This is a genomic window from Pseudoalteromonas sp. UG3-2, from assembly GCF_037120705.1.
In the GTDB taxonomy this organism is placed as follows: Bacteria; Pseudomonadota; Gammaproteobacteria; order Enterobacterales; family Alteromonadaceae; genus Pseudoalteromonas.
The window spans coordinates 916,286-940,093 of sequence record NZ_JAWLJU010000002.1 but is presented as its reverse complement, the minus strand read 5'-3'; the positions used below and the strand labels follow the sequence as shown (position 1 = coordinate 940,093).

Here is a 23,808-nt window from a genome sequence, read left to right as displayed (position 1 = left end):
ACTATAGTATTTGTTATTTCACTTACTACTTACCATGACATTTTTTATATTTTTTTAGACTGCCACAAGGGCAAAGATCGTTGCGCCCCAGCTTGATTATAGGAGTGTCGAAAAGGAAACCATCAAGGTATCGCCACTGCTCACTTTCTACAATAAAGTTTGAGCGTTCATGCAAGGTGTAATGACAATTATCCGCAAGGTAATGGGCTTTGAACTCAACTTCGCCGCTATCTTTGCTAACGACACTATCGAGTACCTCTAAGCGTATAAAATCACAATGCTTTGCAAACGCAGCAATGTCTGCGATGCTGTTTTCTGCCTTTTTGCTATCGGCATAACTATGATGGATGTAGTCGGCATTGCCAACACAATAAGCACTGTACCTAGAGCGCATTAAGGCTTCCGGTGTTGCGGCGATAAGTTGGCCGTTAATAATTGGCTCGCAACACTGCGAAAACGCCAGTTCAGAATTGCAATAACAGAGCATACGCTTTTTAATCATTACTTATATAGATTCAGCCATTGTACCGTGTTAAGCACTTTGGAAACAATGTATGCTGACTTCGGTTTGTGGCAAGTTCATTTGCGCGAGCATGTCAGTATTGGCAATATCTGTCCATAACACCACCGCCGCAAAGTTACCATTGCCAATAGCGCTGTTCAGTACGTACTGTAAATCATAAATATGCTTCTTTCTGATAATCAGCAATTTACCCACATCGATTGATGTACTTTCAAGTAAGGATTTGTTGGGGACGTTATCCGGTGCCACAAGCAAGGTCCAACCTTCTTTGTTTTGACACTTATGCAGCACTTTCATTAGCTCAAGGCTGGCAACGATCTCATCTTCAACCACAACGTCTAGGTGGTTGTTAACTGCTTTCGTTGTTGGCTTCACTGGTGTTAGATAGGTATTTGCTTGTAACATAATCATCTCACTGGTTATCTATACAGTATGTGTATACAGTAGTTTATACAGTTGTTGAAAGCAAGAGATAATTGCTATTTTTTTAGACAATTTTGGCAGTGCAATGAAAGAAATAAATTAAAGATCATTAAAATCAGTTAGATAAGATTTTTATGATTGAGTGGCCACTGTAATAGCTTGGTTAAATGAAGCTAGGCTAGGTATTACACAGTGGTTTTATACAGTAGTACTGTACAGCAATAGCATGACACATACAGTAGTTGGCTCACCACGTGAGCGTAATACCTTTGGTGTTTAAGGGATGAAAATTTAGAAATCCGTGCTTAAAGCATTTTATTGCAAAGTGTTTGTTGGCGATTCTCAAGTAGGCTACGTAATGAAGCGAACAGGTACGAGCTATAGAGTAATGATTACTAGCAAAGAAGCGACCGTTTTTGCTGTGCTAAATAGAATGCTGTAATTGATGGATCTGTTCATACAAAGTAGCAGCGTAACACTGAGCATCACGAAAGCGCTTAGTGGTAAGAAAACGCCTAACATCCAGCAGCATTTGCTCGGCGCCTTTATGGCCTTGGCTACTGGCAAGTGAGAGCCAAGCAGCAGCATGGAAAGGGCTAGGTGGCACCCCTTGGCCCTTCATAAATAGTAAGCCTAGGAAAAATTGCGCTTTTAAGTCGCCCGACATGGCGGCGAGCCTAAGCCATTTGGCTGCTAAGGGAAATGACTTTTCTTTAAGGTAGTACAGCCCTTTTTTTAACGCTTGGCTGTTGTCATCTAGATCTGGAAACTTAACGTCTGATTTTAATGGCGAAGTCACAAATTCCAGCACATTCAGCAATTGCTGTTCTAAATCGTGATTAGCTGAGTTGTCACTGTTGTTTTGATCCATATCTGTCGTCGCCATTTTATCTATAAGCAGAGTGTAGTTGAATTTTAACTATTTTGTCCGAGTTTTAAAGTGATTCGTGTTAAAATCCAAGCACTTGTTTCCTTATATTATATATTAATCATGCTCGAACGCTTATTTTCTTTACACGCCATGCATACTACAGCAAAAACAGAAGTCATTGCTGGCTTAACTACTTTTGTCACTATGGTGTATATCGTCTTTGTAAACCCTGCGATGTTAGCAGAGGCTGGGATGGATCATGGAGCCGCCTTTGTTGCTACCTGTATTGCAGCCGCCATTGGCTGTTTCATTATGGGGTTTTGGGCGAATTACCCAATTGCGCTGGCACCGGGAATGGGGTTAAACGCGTTCTTTACCTATGGTGTTGTGCTAGGCATGGGCTACTCGTGGCAAAGTGCGTTAGGGGCCGTGTTTATGTCGGGTTGCCTATTTTTACTTCTCAGTGTCTTCAAAGTACGTGAATGGGTGATCCAAGCCATCCCTTTGGTGCTGAAACGGGCAATTGCCGCAGGAATAGGTGCTTTTTTAGCCTTGATTGCGCTTAAAAATGCTGAAATAGTGGTGGCCAGCCCTGCAACATTAGTGCAGCTTGGCGATATTACTTCCCCAGGCCCTTTGCTGGCTATTGCCAGTTTCTTCGTGATAGCTGCACTGATGTACCGAGAAGTGAAAAGTGGTGTGCTTATTAGCATATTAATGGTGACTGCGGCGGCTTGGTATCTTGGTCTCGTTGGCTATCATGGTGTGGTGGATACGCCACCGAGCATTGCTCCAACGTATATGCAACTCGATTTAAGCGGTATTTTTGAACTCTCCATGTTGAGCGTCGTGTTTGCCTTTTTGTTCGTAGACCTGTTTGATACCAGTGGCACTTTAGTCGCCGTGACGCAAAAAGCCGGCATCTCCGATGAGCATGGCCGTATGCCAAGGTTGGGGCGTGCGCTTTCAGCTGACAGTAGTGCTACCATAGCAGGTTCAGTGCTTGGTACTTCAACTACGACTTCATACATTGAATCGGTATCTGGGGTGTCTGTTGGTGGCAGAACCGGGCTCACCTCTGTGGTGGTTGGTATGTGCTTTTTATTGATGATGTTCTTCGCACCACTGGCGCAAATGGTGCCAGCTTATGCCACCGCAGGCGCGATACTGTATGTCGCCGTACTGATGTTACAAAACCTCAAGCTGATAAACTGGGATGAAATGAGCGACGCCATTCCTGTGAGTGTGGTGTTGTTAATGACGCCTTTAACGTTCTCCATAGCCCATGGTATTGCGTTAGGGTTTATTTCCTACACCGCGGTTAAATTGGTGTGTAACAAAGCCAATGAGATCAGTATAAGCGTGTGGGTTTTAACGCTGTTATTTGTAGTGAAATTTGCCGTGTCAGGCTAGGAAAGTGTGGCTGGGTGCAACACCCAGCCAATGATTTACCATTTCTTTTTCGGCGCGAACAAGACATCGAGGTCGTCTTGTTCTTGTTCTGCTTTTTTCTTCACCGCAGAGGCATTAGAGGCTCGTAACTCGGTACTGATCTCCTCGAGGTAGTTCTCTAATAGTGCTTTTCTTTCTTTTACGTAGTCATCGGTATGCGAAACCGAGCAGATAGTGGCGTAAGCTTTCTCAAAGTATTGTCTTGCAGAACCAACCATATTGGCAGTGCGTGCCGAAACACCTCGTTTAATCTGGCTTTCGACATTAATTTTCAGCTGAAAGCGTTCTAATTTACGATCTTCACTGACAAATAACTGGGTGTCGACTTTGCCTTTGCTGTGCTCTGAGCGCAACAAGTGTCTTAACTTCTTTATCCCTTGTACTAAAGCAACAATCTGCTTGTCGTTGTCTGGTAAAGATAAACTGTCGGCTTCAGAGGTGTTTTCAGGGGCGTTGTTTAAACGCTCTTGTGACTCATTAAGCCGGCTTTTTAACTCTCTTGAAGTAGGAGATAGCTCTACCATCACTGCCAAGGCATCATGTACGCGACGCTGAATAATACGAATGATCGCTTCAGACATGGGAATATTACTACTGTTCATAATAACGTCTTCAGCTTCTTCAATGATGCGCTTTTGTTTTGCCAGCTCTTTACGTCGCTCTGCTTCTTGTTTCTCTTTATGTTGTTGAATCGCACTTACCCAAACGGCAATAACGATTAATGCAACAATCAATATTATTATAATAGAAACAAACATACTGAAATCTCTTTCATGTAACCACCGGTATCATGTTTTTATCTTACATGAATTCAATACTTTCTGAACAGGTTTAGGACCATTACCTGTAAAAAAGATAAATAACTCATTATTTTTTAGTATAGCTGAAGCTGCCCAAGGAGGTTAATTTTAAAGATTAGTGTGTCAGTTGGGCGTTTGTGGCCCAGCCGGAAACAGATTGGCTGTACTTGTGCGGCTAAGAAAATGGTACAGCTAGCCCTGAGAATAGGGTGAAATTTGCTGCTAAAGCGCCCATGGCCGCTACCTCATTACACAGATATGTGCTAGCCTACTAAGAGTTTTATAGGGTCAGCAAGTGTTTTTTAATTAATGTACTTGATGGGTTGTACCTGGTGCGATGGCGAAAGCTGTGAACTCGGTATTGAGAGATCATAAGAATAAAAGCAATATGAAATTACAACAATTAAGATATATCGTCGAAGTGTTAAATCACAACCTTAATGTCTCGGCGACCGCAGAAAGTTTATACACCTCACAACCAGGAATATCTAAACAAGTCAGAATGTTAGAAGATGAGCTGGGCGTGCAGATTTTTGGTCGCAGTGGCAAGCACTTAACTCATGTAACCGGTGCAGGCAACGAAATAATCAATATTGCTAGAGAGATACTCTCTAAGGTTGAGGGGATCAAAGCGGTAGCAAATGAACACACTTTGCCGGATCAGGGCAAACTCAATATTGCTACCACCCATACCCAAGCACGCTATGCTTTACCGCCCGTCATTCAAGGTTTTATGAATAAATACCCGGCGGTTTCTCTGCATATGCATCAAGGCACACCACAGCAAATTTCAGATGCGGCGGCAAAAGGGGATGCAGATTTTGCCATTGCCACAGAGGCGTTACATTTATACAGCGACTTGGTGATGCTACCTTGTTACCATTGGAATCGCAGCATTGTGGTGGCCAAAGATCATCCTCTGGCACAAAAAGGCAAGGCGCTTACGGTACAAGATGTCGCTAAGTATCCACTTATTACCTATGTCTTTGGTTTTACTGGCCGCTCTGAGTTAGATAAAGCCTTTAATGCTCACGGTTTAGAACCACATATCGTATTTACCGCAACCGACGCTGATGTCATCAAAACCTATGTTAGGCTAGGTTTGGGTGTTGGAGTATTAGCGTCCATGGCATTGGATGACAAAACCGATTCTGATTTGGTGTGTATCGACGCAAGCCACTTGTTTGAGGCCAGTACGACTAAAATTGGGTTTAGGAAAGGCAGCTTCTTGCGGGGTTATATGTATGACTTTATTGAACGTTTTGCGCCGCACCTGACAAAAGATGTGGTGGAGCGAGCGAGTTTATTGCGCAACCAAGAAGATGTCGACAAACTGTTTGCAGACGTGACTTTACCGGTAAAATAAACGCAGTAGCAGAAAAAACAAAAAAGGGCCATCAGGCCCTTTTTTGATATACCAATTGACGAATTAAGTGAGCCATTGAGGCAAGTTTATCCTCTCAAACTAAGCAGGTATGAGTGCAGATTGGTATTATTCATAAGGTAATGGGTCGCTGGCATCATTTAGTTTAAATGCCTCTAGGCGTTCTTGGCAGGCGCCACATTTGCCACATGCACGTTCACGGCCATTGTAGCAGGTCCAGGTGTGACTATAATCAAGGCCCATGGCTAAGCCATCTGCAAGAATGTCTATTTTGCTGCTATTGAGGTAAGGCGAAACGATCTCTACGGCATCATAATTGGCAATGCGACAAACATCATCCATCTTTTGTACGAATTCTGGACGGCAGTCAGGGTAAATGGCATGGTCGCCTGAGTGGGCGCCATAAAATACTTTACTGGCTTTTAATGAAACCGCATAACCCACCGCGAGCGATAACAAAATCATATTCCGGTTAGGGACTATGGTGCTTTTCATGCTCTCTTCTTCATAGTGGCCTTCAGGTACCTCTATGTCATCGGTTAGGCTTGAGCCACCAAGCAGCTGATTAATCGCAGAGATATCGACTACTTTGTGCGCCACTCCTAACTGTTGGCAAACATCAGCGGCAACTTGCAATTCTTTTACGTGTCTTTGGCCGTAATTAAACGACAACGCAAAGACTTCATGGCCAGCTCTCACTGCCTTGTTTAAAACGGTGTATGAATCCATGCCACCGGAATAGATGACGACAACTTTTTCGCTCATGGGTGATTTGCCTCGATTTTGATAGAGGTTTACTTCAGGGCGCGATATACTACACGGCCGCTGGGCAAATGACAATTTTTGCGGGCTATTTTTCAACAAATCTACAGAGTTTATGGGGCCGTTTTGTACAAGGTTAATGAAATTTTTGAAACCATTCAGGGTGAAGCAAGCTTCACTGGGACACCTTCGATATTTTTGCGTTTACAAGGCTGTCCAGTAGGGTGTTCTTGGTGTGATACTAAGCAAACCTGGGAAACGAAAGACACCTACATTGTTTCATTAGACAAAACGGTAGAAAAAAAGGCGGATTCTGAGTGGTGGGCTAATACCGATACTGAAGAGTTAGTTGCCTTATTTCAACAAAAGGGTTATCAGGCCAAGCATGTGGTGATCACCGGCGGCGAGCCGTGTATGTTCGATTTAAGGCCACTGTGTTCACGTTTACACCAGCTCGGCTACACTACTCAGATTGAAACCAGCGGTACTTTCGAAATATTGGCACCCGCAGAAACCTGGGTGACGGTCTCACCTAAAATTAATATGCGTGGTGGTTACAAAGTGTTAGCCAGTGCTATGCAGCGTGCCGATGAAATTAAGCATCCTGTTGCCATGCAAAAGCACATTGAAGAGCTTGAAGCGCTGTTTGAGCAAACTGGAGTCGAGCCTAAGCTAGTATATTTACAGCCCATTAGTCAAAAAGCCAAGGCTACCAAATTGGCTATAGATAACTGTAAAGCCAAGAATTGGCGTTTATCGGTACAAGTGCACAAATACCTAGGCATTAACTAGTAAACCGTAAGTGTTATCTTAATAGTCTGGAGCAGTTGCTGTTTTTAGGGTTATGGGCTAAAAACACTCGCTGCTGCCCATTTCTATCATGCGTTGAGTTTCCCCACTGTTTTCAAACTTGTACAAGTTCATATTGATGTCTTTTAGCAGTGCACGCCAGTGAGGTTTTTTCTTGCTCAATGCGAAGTAGAGATGGTTATACTTTATGGCGGGTTTCACGCGCTCCACGCTGCGTAGTAAGTCGATTTTTTGTGCACGGGGTAAATCTGAATAGTTTACCGTGAACTTGAGCACCTTAGGGTCGCCGATCACTAAGTTAACCCGCTTGCCAGCCAATAGTTTCACCAGCTGAAGATCATCTACTGCTTCAACGATAACAAACTCACCATTATCCATCATGGCATCAAATTCTGGTGTGTTTTGATACCCTCTGACCACACCAATCACTTCATTTTGTACTGAGCTCAAATTACCATCAAAACGGTCCGTTTCTCCGCGACGCTTAAGAAAGCCAATCTCGCCACCGGGAAAGGCATTCGACAAAGCCAATAATTCTCGTCGAGTCTTATTCTTATGGTTATCAGAAGGGGCAGAGTCTTCAATATAATACTCTGGGAATAAAATGTCTGCTTTTCCCGTCTCAACGGCGCGAACCGCTCTGGCCCAAGGCAGAAATTGCACAAACACTTGATAATCAAGGTCGGTGAGTATGGCTACGGCAAATTGAAAAGCCCAGCCTTTATTACAAAGGGCTTCACCAATGTAGGGCGGCCAGTCTAAGGTGACTAAATGCACCCGCGGCTTTTTACCGTTTTTGTTGTATAAATAGCCTCCTTGATAGCGTTCACCTTGGACGAGATTAAATTCGCCCTGTTTGTAGTAAGCGACATTCAAATTCTCGGCGGTGGTGACGTTAGCAGCAAGCAGTAAAATAATGAATAGAAAAGATCGCATGGCAGCACTTTCTAATTACGATTACTGATAAGTATAGTGCACTGCTATAAAAGGGGTAGATAAAAGAAAGGGAGCAATATTGCTCCCAAAGTAAGATAGTATTAACTGTGACTACTGAACCAGCTCTTGCTCAGAGAACATATCTGCAAACAGTGGGCTAGTTAGATAACGCTCGGCGGCACTGGGTAAAATAACCACAATGTTTTTATCAACATTTTCAGGTTTTTCAGCAATGCGCTTAGCGGCAACCAAGGCGGCACCTGAAGAAATACCCACTAAGATACCTTCATCTTTCATTAACTGGTGAGCCATGGCAATGGCGTCTTCATTAGAAACCAGCTCTGTTCCGTCGATTAATTCTAGGTCTAGGTTGCCAGGGATAAAGCCGGCACCAATACCTTGAATTTTATGTGGGCCCGGTTTCACTTCTTCACCGTTAAGCGTTTGAGTAATCACCGGTGAGTCGGTTGGCTCTACGGCAATCGACTTAACAGCAAGGCCTTTTTCATTTTTCAGGTAGCGTGATACCCCAGTGATAGTACCGCCGGTACCAACACCCGCGACGAAATAGTCAATGTTGCCATCGAGTGCGTCGTGGATTTCAGGGCCTGTGGTTTCGAAGTGAATTTTCGGGTTGGCTGGGTTTTCAAACTGCTGCAGAAGAATGTACTTTTCAGGATTGCTAGCTTGGATCTCATTGGCCTTTTCAATGGCGCCTTTCATGCCTTTAGCGCCTTCGGTCAGTACTAAGTTAGCGCCTAGTGCTTTTAACAACTTACGACGCTCAAGGCTCATGGTGTTTGGCATGGTAAGCGTGAGTTTATAGCCTCGTGATGCGGCCACAAATGCTAATGCAATACCCGTGTTACCTGAGGTTGGTTCGATTAGCTCTTTGCCTTCTGTTAGCAAGCCGGCTTTCTCGGCTTCCCAAATCATGGAGGCACCGATACGGCATTTCACACTAAAGCTCGGGTTACGTGCTTCTACTTTGGCAAATACATTGCCACCAGACACGCGGTTAATTTTAACTAATGGTGTATTACCAATGGTTAAGCTGTTATCTGCATATACTTTAGTCATCTGTGATCCCTAAACTAGGTTACTTTTATTCCCTCACTTTACTTGTCATGGAGTAAAATAAAAGGAAAGAATGGCTATAAGATATATCAAATTTGCTTATAGCCATTAGTTATTTAAATGTTAGCTCTTAAATCAACCAGGCATAACTAAATTTCATGAATACGGTTTTTTCATCCTTGGTTATTTTCGACAAATCGTCGTCTTGATAACCGTGATCAGAATAGCCAGCGAAGAACACAGTTTGTGGGTTCAGCTTATAAGAGTACAGCAGCTGAGTACTAATACTTTTATACTTAGCATCCACATCATCAAGATAGTTACTCTGATTGCGCTCGATATCGGTATTAATAATAGCTAATCGCAAATAACTGTTGATATTAAACTGATAAGTGAGTCGAATATCACTCAGATTGGCGGTGTACACCTCCGCACCTTGGGCGTCAAGCTGCTCATAGGTATGGCGAAATCTGACCTCAAAGTGTTTGCCAAGATTGAGGTTGACCACCGGGCGCACAAAAGTTTGTTGGCCAATGCGATTATTGGCTAAATCAACACGGTTTCCGGTTCTGAGGTTTAGGCTTGCAAAGACGCCTGCCATGGGTTTAAACTCTAAATAAGCCCATTGCGTGTTTTCACTAAATAAGTCGGTGTTGTCATCGATGGCCAATAAAGCTTCGTTATGCCTAAGACCGGTTCTCTTTCTGTGCTCCACACCAAAGTCAATAAAGCTTTGTAGAGGGCCATTAATGGCAAAGTTGGTTTGCACTTCTTTTTCTAGCAACTCACCATCGTGGTTATGGGAAATATCCCAATCGGCATACCAGCGGGCACGGTTCCACCAGTTTTGCTCATCGCCATACCAGCGGTACTCACCACCAAATAGAAACTTATTAAAATCCACTTGGGTCATAAAGCCCATGTCGGTTCTCAGTGCTTCGTCACGTTGTTGGTAGCTGGTAAATGCGCGCCAGTGTTTACGGTTATGTTCATAGTTTAGGTAATACCCCAACCCAGTGTCTTGCTCTGCGTTTACCCTTAGAACACTTTCATTAATATCACAGTCTTGCAAACTGCCATCGCACAGTTCTTCAATAAAAGCCTGATCGTAATCGGTTTCAGAGGCGATGAGTTGCAGTTTTAAAGTGTCATTGTTAGTGGGTTTATACTTGGCATCAACACTGGCAACTTGGTTGTGATAGTCGTCGCTTTGTCGCGTGGTTGAGGTCACACCCACAGAAAGTGATTTATTAACGTCTTGACGATATCGTAGCGCCATGTTTTCACTTTTTCTCTCCAACGACACCACACTCGACCCGAGGTTGCCCGGGATCAAGACATTCAGGCGTTCATCATTAGCAATAAAGCCTGCGAAGGTGTGGCCATTTTTATTGCTGGTCAGCTTAACGCCATAATCCGGTGCTGAAATGTTGCGTGTATGTATGAGGTTATTATGAGAAGAAAAGTAGTCGGAATTATCCAAGAAAAAAGCACGTTTTTCAGGAAAGAATAAGCTGAAGCTATTATTGACACTGAGCTGCCCAGTGTCGGCTTCAACCTGAGAAAAGTCTGGGTTTAAGGTGGCATTGAGTGTGGTATCTGGTGTGATGGCCCATTTCATATCAAGGCCAGGCTCAATATTATTTTCTGCTTGCCAGTCCGCAGCGATACCATTATCAATGTCGCGTGTTTCTTGGCGATTAGTGACCAAGGTAGGGATAAGCGCGAAGTTACTGCCTTGCTTAGCACTTTCTAAGCCATGATATTTTGGCATCTGACAGATCCAACATGAATTGGCGTGCTCAAGCTGCATGCTGGAGATCCGCAGGCGTTCATTTCTGGGATAAAAGCGAACGAACTCCATCGCCATTGTTTTGGTGATGATGGAGTCATTAAAGTTCAGCACCCTCAGTGGGATCTCCACTTCAACCACGTAACCTGTGTCAGTGATACGGCCGGCACTGTCCCAAATGCCATTCCATGAACTGTTTTCGCTTTTGGTTAATTCATTCTCAATGGAATCTTGTTGCACCCCAAGCGGGTTGATGAAGAATTGATAAGCACTTTGGGCGTTGTTGAAAGAATCTATCTTTAGGCCAACAAGATCGTCTTCCCAGGCACGGTCACGGTCACGATAAAAAGCGCGAATGGCATTGGGGTTGGGATCCTTAGCATCAAAGGCAATAAATAGAGACTCACCATTTTCATAAACGTATGCGGTGGTGGTTACCGGACTGGCTTGGTTTTCATAAGGCCAAGTCACGTTATTAATATCAACCTTGAGGGCATGATGCCAAACATCCGACTCCAGTACACCATCGACTTTAGCGGAACGTTCAAGGTAAGGGATTTTATCGCTGTTAAGCGCATAGGCTTGCCCTGTTAGGGCCGCAATACAAAGAGGAATAGCTTTAAGCATGACTATTATTATTTTACAGAGACTTTGGCTCGGCATTAAATAGTATGCAACATGCTGAAACAACGATTTTTCGGCTAGTTGCATTTATTTACGTCTGATGACTTGTTGTCTTGATAATGCGGACAAAAAGGCGACTCTATCGAATTAATAGCAAATCACAGTGAAAACATGTTAAAACAACCGCTTTAAAATTTGCTAGGAAGTACTTATGTCTCTCATATTGAAATTAGTGGCTGGTATTGCTGCCGGTATATTGGCCGGACTGTACATGCCACTGATGCTGGTGGAGTTGCTTTATACCTTTAAAGTGATCATTGGCCAACTTATTAGTTTTACTATCCCACTTATCATTTTATTGTTTATCGCTTCGGGGATCGCTGGATTACCTCATGGCTCAGGGCACTTACTGGGCAAAACGGTTGGCTTCGCCTATGGCTCTACGGTCGTTGCCGGCACTTTGGCTTATTTGCTCGTTAATGCTTTTATTCCATTTTTCGATGGTGGCGTGGCTTATCAGGCCGCTGAGGAAGCGCAACTTGAAAGCCTGATTAATATAGAGATCCCGCCACTGATGGGAGTCATGACGGCATTGGCTACCGCATTTATTTTTGGTATTGGCATGAGCCAATGTCAGCTGGGTAAGCTTAAAGAGGTGACGGATCAAGCCAGAGACGTGATTGATGCTTTACTTGCTAAAGTGATTATTCCTGTGTTGCCATTTTATATCGCCGGTGTGTTTGCTGAAATGGCAGTGGCCGGAACGGTTTTTGATACGCTGAGTACCTTTGGCGTAGTGTTATTAGCGGCGATTATCATGCACTGGTTGTGGTTAAGTACGCTATTTATCGCTTCGGGTTTGTTATTAGGCAGAAACCCATTAGAGCTCATTAAAAATATGTTGCCTGCTTATTTTACGGCGATAGGGACTATGTCAAGCGCTGCCACTATTCCGGTCTCTTTACGGGCCAGTAAAGCCAACAAGGTCGATGAAGAAGTGGCGAACTTTAGTGTGCCACTGTGTGCCACAATCCATTTGTCTGGTTCAACCATTACTATTGTTACCTGTGCAATGGCGGTGATGTTACTGTCACCGGATATGAGTGTGCCGCCGCTTACCGCCATGCTGCCGTTTATTTTCATGTTAGGCATAGTGATGATCGCCGCTCCTGGTGCGCCTGGTGGTGCCGTGATGTCGGCATTAGGGCTACTGACCAGTATGCTTGGTTTTAATGAAGCTGCAGTAGCGTTAATGATCGCGCTTTATTTGGCCCAAGATAGCTTCGGCACAGCCTGTAACGTAACTGGCGATGGAGTCATTGCACTGTGGGTAGATAAATTCTCAAAACAGTCTTAACCTCACCTCTGCTTTTGCGCCGTAGTTGCTAATCTCTACGGCGCATAACAACCCATTATTGTTGTTTATATAAACAATCAGCTTACGCTTTTTAAGCATTCTAATTGATTCATATTAAAATTGTTTTTTTCTCTCCCTTGTGACGTTATGATTTTTAAAAATATGTGGTAATCTCAAGGCTCTGGAAGTTAAAAAGCGGAACTTTTAGCTTCGATTAACAAGCAATATGTAGAGGGTGTGCCATTGATTAATGTGCTTTTAGTTGATGATCATGAACTAGTTAGAACAGGCATAAGACGTATTTTAGACGACGTCCGTGGCTTCAAGGTGGTCGGTGAAGCAAAAACCGGTGAAGAAGCGGTGACGTTTTGTCGTCAAAATGAACCGGATATCGTGCTGATGGATATGAATATGCCGGGGATCGGTGGCCTAGAGGCAACAAAAAAGATCTGCCGCTATTGCCCTGATGTCAAAGTCATCGTGCTGACAGTACATTGCGAAGACCCATTTCCAAGCAAGGTAATGCAAATTGGTGCCCATGGTTATTTAACCAAAGGGGCAGGGCCGGATGAAGTGATCAACGCCATTCGCTCAGTGAACTCAGGACAAAGGTACATTGCACCGGAAATAGCTCAACAAATCGCTTTGGCACAATTCAGTGGTCGTAACGACGAAAATCCTTTTCAGTCGTTATCAGAGCGAGAGTTACAAATTATGCTGATGATCACTAAAGGTGAAAAAGCCCAAGACATTGCAGATCGCCTTAATTTGAGTTCTAAAACGGTGAATAGTTACCGTTACCGGATGTTCGAAAAACTCAACGTCGGTGGCGATGTTGAGCTGACTCATTTAGCTATTCGCCATAAGATGATTGATATAGACAGTAGTCATTAAGTATTTTTTAAATGACGGATTTTGATCACCAACAGTTTCTTAAAACGTTATCGACAGAGCCTGGCGTATACCGTATGTACGATATTCAAGGCCAGGTTATTTATGTCGGTAAAGCCAAAAACCTAAAAAAGCGGGTTTCGAGCTACTTTCGTAGCAACATTAGCGACAGCAAAACGCAAGTATTGGTCAGTAATATTGCCAATATTGAAGTGACACTGACCAATACTGAAACCGAAGCGCTGTTATTAGAAAACAACCTGATAAAGAAGTATCAGCCGCGCTATAATATTTTATTGCGTGATGATAAAAGTTACCCATATATTTTTCTAAGTGGCCACACGCACCCTCGGTTAGCATTTCATCGCGGCAGCCGCAAGCAAAAAGGTGAGTACTTCGGGCCATTTCCAAGTAGCGCCGCTGTATCTGAAAGCCTTAGGCTGATGCAAAAGATCTTTCCTGTGCGCCAATGTGAAGACGCTTACTACCGTGCTAGAAGCCGCCCATGTTTACAATACCAATTAAAACGATGTTCGGCTCCCTGTGTTGGTAAAGTCAGTGACGAAGAATATCAAGAGCAAGTTGCCATGGTACGTCAGTTTCTTACTGGTCGTTCACAACAGGTGATTGCAACGCTGGTGGCCAAGATGGAAACAGCCAGTGCTGAACTGGACTTTGAAAAAGCCGCAAAACACCGTGACCAAATTGCTTTATTACGGCAAATGCAGGAGCAGCAATCCATTGCCGGTAATTTTGCTGAATTAGATGTTATTGGTTATGAACAGCGTAATGGGCTGGTGGCAATCCACGTTCTGATGATCCGAGAGCATAAGGTGCTAGGTACCAAAACGCATTTCCCCAAAGTGCCAAAAGACTCCACCGCCGATGAGGTGCTGACATCATTTCTGGGCCAATATTATATTTCCACTGGCAATCATGCTCGTATCGCCAAAGAAATCGTATTACCGTTTGAAATTACAGAGCTGCAGGCATTGCAAGCGGCGTTAGCGGAAGTGGCGAAAAGCAAGGTTACACTTAAATTCAATGTCCGTGGTGAGCGAGCTCAATATTTGGCTCTGGCCAATAAAAACGCTAGCAACAGCCTCGAAGTGAAGCAAAGTGCGCAAGATTCTGTGACCAAACGCTATGCTACGTTGAAGTCTGTCTTAGGCTTAACCGATATTGACCGCATGGAGTGTTTCGATATTAGCCATACCATGGGGGAAAGTACTGTTGCTTCGTGCGTGGTGTTTGATGGTCAAGGGCCAAACAACCGTGAATACAGACGTTACAATGTTACCGGTATCACGCCAGGGGATGATTACGCCGCAATGGACTTTGCATTACAAAAGCGCTACGGCAAAATGACCGACGAAGCCAAGGTACCAGACATTATTTTTATTGACGGTGGTAAAGGTCAGCTTGGCAGAGCGGAGTCGTTTTTCGCCACCTGGACCTTGAACAAAGTGCCACTCCTTATTGGTGTGGCGAAAGGCACCAGTCGAAAGCCTGGCTTAGAAACGCTATTGATCGATGGTGGTCGCAAAACGGTCAATGTCGACAGCGACTCTCCGGCATTACATCTTATTCAACATATTCGTGATGAGTCTCACCGTTTTGCTATTGCTGGTCACAGAAACAAGAGACAAAAACAAAGAACTCAGTCGGTATTGGAGGAAATCGAAGGGGTGGGGCAAAAACGCCGTCAAGCACTGCTGAAATATTTAGGCGGCATGCAGGGGGTGAAGTCGGCTAACATACACCAATTAAAGCAAGTACCTGGGATCAGCCCTGAGATGGCTGAAAAGATATTTAATCATTTGCATGACAAAGCTTAAGCAATCATGCGAACATAGAAAAAAAGACAATACTTAGTAGTTATGTGGAATATTCCAAACTCGCTCACAACATTTCGATTGCTTCTCATACCCGTGTTTGCAATTATCTTTTATCTTCCATACTCATGGGCATTTTTTGCTGCAGCGTTTATTTTTTGGTTGGCGTCAGTAACCGACATTCTTGATGGCTATCTAGCACGAAAGCTGGAACAGTCGACACCTTTTGGTGCTTTTCTCGATCCAGTAGCCGACAAAGTCATGGTAAGTGTGGCACTGGTGATCTTAGCAACCTACTATCAAGACATTTTTATCACGGTAGCCACGATTATCATTATTAGTCGTGAAATTGTTATTTCTGCATTGAGAGAATGGATGGCCGAACTGGGCAAAAGAGGCAATGTTGCGGTTTCTTGGTTAGGGAAGTTTAAAACGGCGGCACAAATGCTCGCGATTATTGGACTCATTTGGCAGTTCGCGCCTTGGATGATCACATTAAGCTATGCACTTTTAGCAATTGCTACATTGCTAACCTTGGTTTCAATGGTGCAATATCTCTACGCTGCGAAGGCGGAATTGACTAATTCTTGACAAGAAACGATTATAAACTCAACGCTTTAGATAAAAAATGAGCAAACGGTTAAAAACATTCATTTTTTATGTTGACGCTTCCCAGAAGTTCTGTAGAATGCGTCCGTGTTGAGAGGGCAGGGTGTCATCTAAATGAAGTTTAGAAGATGCTATGTCAACTAACTGGAAAGCGGTAAAACGAAGATTTTCGGATTTAATACCAAAAATAGTTGTTAACCGTAATTTGGATTGCGAGTATAGCTCAGCTGGTAGAGCGCGACCTTGCCAAGGTCGAGGTCACGAGTTCGAACCTCGTTACTCGCTCCAATCTAAGGCGGAATGGCAGAGTGGCCATGCAGCGGATTGCAAATCCGTCTACCTCGGTTCGACTCCGGGTTCCGCCTCCATTTTCTCAACGTATCCACATGCGAAAGCAAGCCCGATGCCCGGGTGGTGGAATTGGTAGACACAAGGGATTTAAAATCCCTCGCTGGTAACAGCGTGCCGGTTCAAGTCCGGCCCCGGGCACCATTAGGCTTACACGATTTGTGCGAGTATAGCTCAGCTGGTAGAGCGCGACCTTGCCAAGGTCGAGGTCACGAGTTCGAACCTCGTTACTCGCTCCAATTCGCTTTCACACCCGATGCCCGGGTGGTGGAATTGGTAGACACAAGGGATTTAAAATCCCTCGCTGGTAACAGCGTGCCGGTTCAAGTCCGGCCCCGGGCACCACTTTATGTGGATTAATGTATCGACATGGTATAGTTATTACTTTACAACGTCGAACAAAATAGATAATTTCATATCTACGGATTGCGAGTATAGCTCAGCTGGTAGAGCGCGACCTTGCCAAGGTCGAGGTCACGAGTTCGAACCTCGTTACTCGCTCCAATCCTTCTTCGGCGGAATGGCAGAGTGGCTATGCAGCGGATTGCAAATCCGTCTACCTCGGTTCGACTCCGGGTTCCGCCTCCATAATCTAAGCCTTCTTAAATCATAAACCTCTTTAATTTATTTTTAGCTTTTCTTTTTAGCCATCCAACGGCAACACTTAATTTATTCAAAATAAGAAATTTTAACGCAGTTAGCGGCTAACTTACTTTCTCAAATTGACCAAGTACTAAGGCGGGTTGGTATGATCGTCATTTTTACTACCTTTATACTCATTACTTATTTATAGCCCTATTTCCTTTTTTATATAGAACCAAGGATCACAACTTTACTAGTGATAACTCAAATCAACACTGAGATCGCTATATAATGAGGGGATGAACTTGTGTTTGGTTGAGAGGGCTGATAGCGCATGATCAAGTTTTGGCAATTGTTACTTAGTTACATTGTAAAATAAGCCAATAATGAAACGAAGAGCTGAAGTCTTAACATGCTTAACTGGGGTTTAGGGCTGATATGGTTCCTTATTGGTATGTAAAATATACAAATTCAGCTAATTCGTTTGATTTTTGTTCGTTCGGTTTGTTTTTTTAAAATAACGCTTGCACTGAAATCGATTCTCCCTATAATGCGCATCCACCGACACGGAGCACTGCGCTGAAAAGCAACGCAGCAACGTAACGGTAGAGTCAAATAAGCTGAATTTGTTGTTCTGAAAAGAAAGGCAAATTAAGCGTTGACAAAAAATCAGGAAAGCGTAGAATGCGCAGCCCTGACGCGATGAAAACATCGCAACGTTCTTTAACAATTTAAAGCAATCATCTGTGTGGGCACTCGTACAGATTGAGTTCTAACAGCCGATTCTAGTTCGCTAGATGACGCAAACAAATTTAGAGTCTCAATTGTAACTGAGTGACTATATAGTCAATTCGTTTTGATTTACTTTTTTAAAAGTAGAAACAAACAATCAGAATTCATTGAGCTGAAACTTAGGTTTCAAAAAAAACTTTTAATTGAAGAGTTTGATCATGGCTCAGATTGAACGCTGGCGGCAGGCCTAACACATGCAAGTCGAGCGGTAACATTTCTAGCTTGCTAGAAGATGACGAGCGGCGGACGGGTGAGTAATGCTTGGGAACATGCCTTGAGGTGGGGGACAACCGTTGGAAACGACGGCTAATACCGCATAATCTCTACGGAGCAAAGGGGGCTTTTAGCTCTCGCCTTTAGATTGGCCCAAGTGGGATTAGCTAGTTGGTGAGGTAATGGCTCACCAAGGCGACGATCCCTAGCTGGTTTGAGAGGATGATCAGCCACACTGGAACTGAGACACGGTCCAGACTCCTACGGGAGGCAGCAGTGGGGAATATTGCACAATGGGCGCAAGCCTGATGCAGCCATGCCGCGTGTGTGAAGAAGGCCTTCGGGTTGTAAAGCACTTTCAGTCAGGAGGAAAGGTTAGTAGTTAATACCTGCTAGCTGTGACGTTACTGACAGAAGAAGCACCGGCTAACTCCGTGCCAGCAGCCGCGGTAATACGGAGGGTGCGAGCGTTAATCGGAATTACTGGGCGTAAAGCGTACGCAGGCGGTTTGTTAAGCGAGATGTGAAAGCCCCGGGCTCAACCTGGGAACAGCATTTCGAACTGGCAAGCTAGAGTGTGATAGAGGGTGGTAGAATTTCAGGTGTAGCGGTGAAATGCGTAGAGATCTGAAGGAATACCGATGGCGAAGGCAGCCACCTGGGTCAACACTGACGCTCATGTACGAAAGCGTGGGGAGCAAACAGGATTAGATACCCTGGTAGTCCACGCCGTAAACGATGTCTACTAGGAGCTCGGTCTTTCGGGACTGTTTTCCAAAGCTAACGCATTAAGTAGACCGCCTGGGGAGTACGGCCGCAAGGTTAAAACTCAAATGAATTGACGGGGGCCCGCACAAGCGGTGGAGCATGTGGTTTAATTCGATGCAACGCGAAGAACCTTACCTACACTTGACATCCAGAGAACTTACTAGAGATAGTTTGGTGCCTTCGGGAACTCTGAGACAGGTGCTGCATGGCTGTCGTCAGCTCGTGTTGTGAGATGTTGGGTTAAGTCCCGCAACGAGCGCAACCCCTATCCTTAGTTGCCAGCGATTCGGTCGGGAACTCTAAGGAGACTGCCGGTGATAAACCGGAGGAAGGTGGGGACGACGTCAAGTCATCATGGCCCTTACGTGTAGGGCTACACACGTGCTACAATGGCAGGTACAGAGAGCAGCGAACTAGCGATAGTGAGCGAACCCCTTAAAGCCTGTCGTAGTCCGGATTGGAGTCTGCAACTCGACTCCATGAAGTCGGAATCGCTAGTAATCGCAGATCAGAATGCTGCGGTGAATACGTTCCCGGGCCTTGTACACACCGCCCGTCACACCATGGGAGTGGGTTGCTCCAGAAGTGGATAGTCTAACCTTAGGGAGGACGTTCACCACGGAGTGATTCATGACTGGGGTGAAGTCGTAACAAGGTAGCCCTAGGGGAACCTGGGGCTGGATCACCTCCTTATACGATTTAGAACTGATTTGTTCGAAGTGTCCACACAGATGATTGTTGCTTGGCCTGATGGCCGAGTGATATTGCTCTTTAAAAATTTGGAAAAGCTGATAATTAAATTCTGATGAATAACGAACGTTATTTATCGAGTTTTCGAAAGAAAATGCCAATTAATTATTTCGATAATTAATTAGCGTCTACTTTAGTATTCAATATTAACTTCTGGCGAAGTTAAATCAGTCTTTGACGTACAACTAGTGATGTAATGCACTATTTTGCGACGTGGATTTGTTATTTAGACAACGCCGTCAAGCAATTTATCGCTGGGAGCATAACGTGTTATGTGACCAAGTAAATTGTGCTGACAAGGCCATATAAATGACAAAGACCAAGCAAAACCACTTTGGGTTGTATGGTTAAGTGACTAAGCGTACACGGTGGATGCCTTGGCAGTTGGAGGCGATGAAGGACGTACTAACTTGCGATAAGCCTAGTTGAGCCAGTAAGAGGCACTTGAGACTAGGATTTCCGAATGGGGAAACCCGGCCCTTTGGGTCATCAACAACTGAATACATAGGTTGTTGAGGCGAACGCGGAGAACTGAAACATCTAAGTACCCGTAGGAAAAGAAATCAACCGAGATTCCGAAAGTAGCGGCGAGCGAAATCGGATTAGCCCTTAAGCTGTAATGTAGTTAGTGGAACATTCTGGAAAGTATGACGAAACAGGGTGACAGTCCCGTACACGACAACTTATTTACAGTGAAATCGAGTAGGTCGGAGCACGTGAAACTTTGACTGAATATGGGGGGACCATCCTCCAAGGCTAAATACTCCCAACTGACCGATAGTGAACCAGTACCGTGAGGGAAAGGCGAAAAGAACCCCTGTGAGGGGAGTGAAATAGAACCTGAAACCGTGTACGTACAAGCAGTAGGAGCCCATCACTAAGTTACTTTGGTGAACTCCTAAGTAAGCACAATGTTTGAAATCGCGTTAACGTCGACCTAACTTGTTAGCCGACGATCAACCGCCAAAATCAAGCAGAGGTAGCTTAGTGATGGGTGACTGCGTACCTTTTGTATAATGGGTCAGCGACTTATATTCTGTAGCGAGGTTAACCATTTAGGGGAGCCGTAGCGAAAGCGAGTCTTAACTGGGCGCGTAAGTTGCAGGGTATAGACCCGAAACCCGGTGATCTAGCCATGGGCAGGTTGAAGGTTGAGTAACATCAACTGGAGGACCGAACCCACTAACGTTGAAAAGTTAGGGGATGACCTGTGGCTAGGAGTGAAAGGCTAATCAAACCGGGAGATAGCTGGTTCTCCCCGAAATCTATTTAGGTAGAGCCTCGGACGAATACTTACGGGGGTAGAGCACTGTTAAGGCTAGGGGGTCATCCCGACTTACCAACCCTTTGCAAACTCCGAATACCGTAAAGTACTATCCGGGAGACACACGGTGGGTGCTAACGTCCATCGTGGAGAGGGAAACAACCCAGACCGTCAGCTAAGGTCCCAAAGTGTATGTTAAGTGGGAAACGATGTGGGAAGGCTAAAACAGCTAGGAGGTTGGCTTAGAAGCAGCCATCCTTTAAAGAAAGCGTAATAGCTCACTAGTCGAGTCGGCCTGCGCGGAAGATGTAACGGGGCTAAACATACCACCGAAGCTACGGCTTTGAGCATACCACCCAAGCTATTTGATTAACGTTGACGTGCTTTGCACCCAACGATAAAGCGTCCCCCAACTAGACGGGGATGGCACAGATAGTTTCGGGGTATGCTCAAGGGGTAGGGGAGCGTTCTGTAAGTGGCTGAAGGTGTGCCGGGAGGCATGCTGGACATATCAGAAGTGCGAATGCTGACATGAGTAACGATAATGGGAGTGAAAAACTCCCACGCCGGAAGACCAAGGGTTCCTATCCCATGTTAATCAGGGTAGGGTGAGTCGACCCCTAAGGCGAGGCTGAAGAGCGTAGTCGATGGGAAACGGGTTAATATTCCCGTACTCAGTATGAATGCGATGGGGGGACGGAGCAGGCTAGGCAAGCATGGCGTTGGTTGTCCATGTGAAAGGCAGTAGGCGAATGACTTAGGTAAATCCGGGTTATTCTTTTAAATAAGAACGCTGAGAGCCGAGACGAGCCACCACGGTGGTGAAGTTGTTGATGCCCTACTTCCAGGAAAAGCCTCTAAGCTTCAGTTTATACTGAATCGTACCCTAAACCGACACAGGTGGTCAGGTAGAGAATACTAAGGCGCTTGAGAGAACTCGGGTGAAGGAACTAGGCAAAATCGTACCGTAACTTCGGGAGAAGGTACGCTGACATTAGGTGAAGGGCCCGCGCCCGGAGCTGAAGTCAGCCGCAGTGACCAGGTGGCTGGGACTGTTTATTAAAAACACAGTACTCTGCAAAATCGTAAGATGACGTATAGGGTATGACACCTGCCCGGTGCCGGAAGGTTAATTGATGGGGTTAGCGTATGCGAAGCTCTTGATCGAAGCCCCGGTAAACGGCGGCCGTAACTATAACGGTCCTAAGGTAGCGAAATTCCTTGTCGGGTAAGTTCCGACCTGCACGAATGGTGTAACCATGGCCACGCTGTCTCCACCCGAGACTCAGTGAAATTGAAATCGCAGTGAAGATGCTGTGTACCCGCGGCTAGACGGAAAGACCCCGTGAACCTTTACTACAGCTTGGCACTGAACATTGACCCTACATGTGTAGGATAGGTGGGAGGCTTTGAAGCATCGTCGCTAGATGGTGTGGAGCCGACCTTGAAATACCACCCTTGTAGTGTTGATGTTCTAACTTAGGTCCCTGAATCGGGATTGAGGACAGTGCCTGGTGGGTAGTTTGACTGGGGCGGTCTCCTCCCAAAGAGTAACGGAGGAGCACGAAGGTTGGCTAAGTACGGTCGGACATCGTACGGTTAGTGTAATGGTAGAAGCCAGCTTAACTGCGAGACAGACACGTCGAGCAGGTACGAAAGTAGGTCATAGTGATCCGGTGGTTCTGAATGGAAGGGCCATCGCTCAACGGATAAAAGGTACTCCGGGGATAACAGGCTGATACCGCCCAAGAGTTCATATCGACGGCGGTGTTTGGCACCTCGATGTCGGCTCATCACATCCTGGGGCTGAAGTCGGTCCCAAGGGTATGGCTGTTCGCCATTTAAAGTGGTACGCGAGCTGGGTTTAGAACGTCGTGAGACAGTTCGGTCCCTATCTGCCGTGGGCGTTTGAGAATTGAGAGGGGCTGCTCCTAGTACGAGAGGACCGGAGTGGACGAACCGCTGGTGTTCGGGTTGTTATGCCAATAGCATTGCCCGGTAGCTATGTTCGGAACTGATAAGCGCTGAAAGCATCTAAGCGCGAAGCAGGCCTCGAGATGAGTTCTCACTTGGAGTTTAACTCCACTAAAGGGCCGTTGAAGACGACAACGCTGATAGGCAGGATGTGGAAGTGGTGCGAGCCATTAAGCTAACCTGTACTAATTACCCGTGAGGCTTAACCATACAACGCCAAAGTGGTTTAGCGACAGAAGTTGATAAGATACTAAAGTAGCAGCGGTTTTAGACCGCGACGAAGACAAAGAATTTAAGCAGTTTTTCCAGATTTTAATTGATGAGGGTGACCTCATTGATACACCGAATTTCCTGGTGACTATAGCGTTTTGGAACCACCTGACTCCATGCCGAACTCAGAAGTGAAACAAAACAGCGTCGATGATAGTGTGGGCTTCCCATGTGAAAGTAGAACATCGCCAGGGCCTTATTAAGAAAACCCCGATTCGAAAGAGTCGGGGTTTTTTGCGTTTGGAGTAAAGTACTTCCATGTAGTACCTCCCCTTCGCGCATCCTTGCGCTCACTTCCTCGAACTGCGAAGCGTTGCTTCGGTTTCTCGTCACCCTCGCGTTCATTGCGCTGCGAAGCAGTGCTTCGGTCGCAATTCACCCCTGTGACGGGCTTCCAGCTCGGTGTCCATACCTCGCGTTCACTGCGCTGCGAAGCGGTGCTTCGGTCGCAGTTCACCCATGTAGTATCTCCCCTTCGCGCATCCTTGCGCTTACTTCCTCGAACTGCGAAGCAGTGCTTTGGTCGCAATTCACTCTTGTACGTCAAACCCGTTGCAGCAATCCAGCGGCTTTTTTGCATTTACGGCACAATAAAAAAGCGCGGGGTAAATCCGCCTATAAGATATACATGCTCTTAAGATAGGTGTGTTGTTATCGTGCCTACTAAATAATATTAGTCAGTGAGCGCTGTTTAGCAGAAG

15 protein-coding genes, 7 tRNA genes and 3 rRNA genes are annotated in these 23,808 nt (G+C 45.2%); 17 read left to right on the top strand and 8 right to left on the bottom strand.

Annotated elements, in window-relative coordinates; genetic code table 11:
• Positions 1-25 precede the first annotated feature (25 nt).
• The 3 genes from R3P39_RS07415 to R3P39_RS07405 all read right to left on the bottom strand — a co-directional run bounded on the left by R3P39_RS07415 (position 26) and on the right by R3P39_RS07405 (position 1,817).
• The gene (locus R3P39_RS07415; RefSeq protein ID WP_336566639.1) at positions 26-502 is read right to left on the bottom strand and encodes a YchJ family protein; all 477 of its coding nucleotides are present in this window, start codon (positions 500-502) and stop codon (positions 26-28) included.
• Positions 503-532: 30 nt separating this feature from the next.
• Positions 533-928, bottom strand: a complete 396-nt coding sequence (locus R3P39_RS07410) for a hypothetical protein (RefSeq protein WP_336566638.1) — start codon at positions 926-928, stop codon at positions 533-535.
• Between the two features lie 442 nt (positions 929-1,370).
• Positions 1,371-1,817 carry a tetratricopeptide repeat protein gene (locus tag R3P39_RS07405; protein ID WP_336566637.1) on the bottom strand — a complete coding sequence of 149 codons (447 nt, stop codon included), beginning with the start codon at positions 1,815-1,817 and terminating at the stop codon, positions 1,371-1,373.
• Positions 1,818-1,937: 120 nt separating this feature from the next.
• Here R3P39_RS07405 and R3P39_RS07400 point away from each other — a divergent pair, with 120 nt between their 5' ends.
• Entirely contained in the window at positions 1,938-3,230 is a 1,293-nt protein-coding gene (locus tag R3P39_RS07400) for an NCS2 family permease (RefSeq protein ID WP_336566636.1), read from the top strand.
• A 35-nt stretch (positions 3,231-3,265) separates the two neighbouring features.
• Here the strand turns inward: R3P39_RS07400 and R3P39_RS07395 are convergent, their stop codons facing one another.
• The gene (locus R3P39_RS07395) at positions 3,266-4,027 is read right to left on the bottom strand and encodes a hypothetical protein (RefSeq protein ID WP_336566634.1); all 762 of its coding nucleotides are present in this window, start codon (positions 4,025-4,027) and stop codon (positions 3,266-3,268) included.
• Positions 4,028-4,457: 430 nt separating this feature from the next.
• Here R3P39_RS07395 and cysB point away from each other — a divergent pair, with 430 nt between their 5' ends.
• Complete coding sequence (cysB, locus tag R3P39_RS07390; protein ID WP_336566633.1) at positions 4,458-5,435, top strand: HTH-type transcriptional regulator CysB; 978 nt, start codon at positions 4,458-4,460, stop codon at positions 5,433-5,435.
• 126 nt (positions 5,436-5,561) lie between these two features.
• Here the strand turns inward: cysB and queC are convergent, their stop codons facing one another.
• Positions 5,562-6,218, bottom strand: a complete 657-nt coding sequence (gene queC / locus R3P39_RS07385; RefSeq protein WP_336566631.1) for a 7-cyano-7-deazaguanine synthase QueC — start codon at positions 6,216-6,218, stop codon at positions 5,562-5,564.
• 123 nt (positions 6,219-6,341) lie between these two features.
• Here queC and queE point away from each other — a divergent pair, with 123 nt between their 5' ends.
• Positions 6,342-7,007 (top strand): 7-carboxy-7-deazaguanine synthase QueE, encoded by a 666-nt coding sequence (gene queE / locus R3P39_RS07380; RefSeq protein WP_336566630.1) that lies wholly within the window; start codon positions 6,342-6,344, stop codon positions 7,005-7,007.
• A 57-nt stretch (positions 7,008-7,064) separates the two neighbouring features.
• On the opposite strand, the gene R3P39_RS07375 is transcribed toward queE, so the two are convergent.
• From R3P39_RS07375 to R3P39_RS07365, 3 genes are all read right to left on the bottom strand, one after another.
• Positions 7,065-7,961 carry a substrate-binding periplasmic protein gene (locus tag R3P39_RS07375; RefSeq protein ID WP_336566629.1) on the bottom strand — a complete coding sequence of 299 codons (897 nt, stop codon included), beginning with the start codon at positions 7,959-7,961 and terminating at the stop codon, positions 7,065-7,067.
• A 111-nt stretch (positions 7,962-8,072) separates the two neighbouring features.
• Positions 8,073-9,041, bottom strand: a complete 969-nt coding sequence (cysK, locus tag R3P39_RS07370) for a cysteine synthase A (protein WP_336566628.1) — start codon at positions 9,039-9,041, stop codon at positions 8,073-8,075.
• A gap of 127 nt (positions 9,042-9,168) precedes the next feature.
• The gene (locus tag R3P39_RS07365) at positions 9,169-11,457 is read right to left on the bottom strand and encodes a carbohydrate binding family 9 domain-containing protein (RefSeq protein ID WP_336566626.1); all 2,289 of its coding nucleotides are present in this window, start codon (positions 11,455-11,457) and stop codon (positions 9,169-9,171) included.
• Between the two features lie 208 nt (positions 11,458-11,665).
• Between R3P39_RS07365 and R3P39_RS07360 the strand changes: the two genes are divergently transcribed.
• From R3P39_RS07360 to rrf, 14 genes are all read left to right on the top strand, one after another.
• Positions 11,666-12,811 (top strand): dicarboxylate/amino acid:cation symporter, encoded by a 1,146-nt coding sequence (locus R3P39_RS07360; protein WP_336566624.1) that lies wholly within the window; start codon positions 11,666-11,668, stop codon positions 12,809-12,811.
• Between the two features lie 243 nt (positions 12,812-13,054).
• Complete coding sequence (uvrY, locus tag R3P39_RS07355; protein ID WP_336566623.1) at positions 13,055-13,705, top strand: UvrY/SirA/GacA family response regulator transcription factor; 651 nt, start codon at positions 13,055-13,057, stop codon at positions 13,703-13,705.
• Positions 13,706-13,716: 11 nt separating this feature from the next.
• On the top strand, positions 13,717-15,540 hold the full coding sequence (gene uvrC / locus R3P39_RS07350) for an excinuclease ABC subunit UvrC (protein WP_336566622.1): 1,824 nt from the start codon (positions 13,717-13,719) through the stop codon (positions 15,538-15,540).
• Between the two features lie 42 nt (positions 15,541-15,582).
• Complete coding sequence (gene pgsA, locus R3P39_RS07345; protein ID WP_336566621.1) at positions 15,583-16,128, top strand: CDP-diacylglycerol--glycerol-3-phosphate 3-phosphatidyltransferase; 546 nt, start codon at positions 15,583-15,585, stop codon at positions 16,126-16,128.
• A gap of 230 nt (positions 16,129-16,358) precedes the next feature.
• A tRNA-Gly gene (locus R3P39_RS07340) sits at positions 16,359-16,434 on the top strand.
• A gap of 6 nt (positions 16,435-16,440) precedes the next feature.
• Positions 16,441-16,514 (top strand) — tRNA-Cys (locus R3P39_RS07335).
• Between the two features lie 37 nt (positions 16,515-16,551).
• Positions 16,552-16,638, top strand: a tRNA-Leu gene (locus R3P39_RS07330).
• Positions 16,639-16,657: 19 nt separating this feature from the next.
• Positions 16,658-16,733: transfer RNA gene (locus R3P39_RS07325), tRNA-Gly, on the top strand.
• Positions 16,734-16,752: 19 nt separating this feature from the next.
• A tRNA-Leu gene (locus tag R3P39_RS07320) sits at positions 16,753-16,839 on the top strand.
• Positions 16,840-16,922: 83 nt separating this feature from the next.
• A tRNA-Gly gene (locus tag R3P39_RS07315) sits at positions 16,923-16,998 on the top strand.
• Between the two features lie 10 nt (positions 16,999-17,008).
• Positions 17,009-17,082 (top strand) — tRNA-Cys (locus tag R3P39_RS07310).
• Between the two features lie 926 nt (positions 17,083-18,008).
• A 16S ribosomal RNA gene (locus R3P39_RS07305) occupies positions 18,009-19,542 on the top strand.
• A 402-nt stretch (positions 19,543-19,944) separates the two neighbouring features.
• Positions 19,945-23,047: ribosomal RNA gene (locus R3P39_RS07300) — 23S ribosomal RNA — on the top strand.
• A gap of 140 nt (positions 23,048-23,187) precedes the next feature.
• Positions 23,188-23,301, top strand: a 5S ribosomal RNA gene (gene rrf, locus R3P39_RS07295).
• The 16S, 23S and 5S rRNA genes sit together here, the layout of an rRNA operon.
• Positions 23,302-23,808 lie beyond the last annotated feature (507 nt).

What these genes read in the sequence shown, in the direction of transcription:
- R3P39_RS07415 (WP_336566639.1), bottom strand. Translation starts at nt 502, where the DNA reads ATGATTAAAAAGCGTATGCTCTGTTATTGCAATTCTGAACTGGCGTTT.
- R3P39_RS07410 (WP_336566638.1), bottom strand. Translation starts at nt 928, where the DNA reads ATGTTACAAGCAAATACCTATCTAACACCAGTGAAGCCAACAACGAAA.
- R3P39_RS07405 (WP_336566637.1), bottom strand. Translation starts at nt 1,817, where the DNA reads ATGGATCAAAACAACAGTGACAACTCAGCTAATCACGATTTAGAACAG.
- R3P39_RS07400 (WP_336566636.1), top strand. Translation starts at nt 1,938, where the DNA reads ATGCTCGAACGCTTATTTTCTTTACACGCCATGCATACTACAGCAAAA.
- R3P39_RS07395 (WP_336566634.1), bottom strand. Translation starts at nt 4,027, where the DNA reads ATGTTTGTTTCTATTATAATAATATTGATTGTTGCATTAATCGTTATT.
- cysB (WP_336566633.1), top strand. Translation starts at nt 4,458, where the DNA reads ATGAAATTACAACAATTAAGATATATCGTCGAAGTGTTAAATCACAAC.
- queC (WP_336566631.1), bottom strand. Translation starts at nt 6,218, where the DNA reads ATGAGCGAAAAAGTTGTCGTCATCTATTCCGGTGGCATGGATTCATAC.
- R3P39_RS07375 (WP_336566629.1), bottom strand. Translation starts at nt 7,961, where the DNA reads ATGCGATCTTTTCTATTCATTATTTTACTGCTTGCTGCTAACGTCACC.
- cysK (WP_336566628.1), bottom strand. Translation starts at nt 9,041, where the DNA reads ATGACTAAAGTATATGCAGATAACAGCTTAACCATTGGTAATACACCA.
- R3P39_RS07365 (WP_336566626.1), bottom strand. Translation starts at nt 11,457, where the DNA reads ATGCTTAAAGCTATTCCTCTTTGTATTGCGGCCCTAACAGGGCAAGCC.
- R3P39_RS07360 (WP_336566624.1), top strand. Translation starts at nt 11,666, where the DNA reads ATGTCTCTCATATTGAAATTAGTGGCTGGTATTGCTGCCGGTATATTG.
- uvrC (WP_336566622.1), top strand. Translation starts at nt 13,717, where the DNA reads ATGACGGATTTTGATCACCAACAGTTTCTTAAAACGTTATCGACAGAG.
- pgsA (WP_336566621.1), top strand. Translation starts at nt 15,583, where the DNA reads ATGTGGAATATTCCAAACTCGCTCACAACATTTCGATTGCTTCTCATA.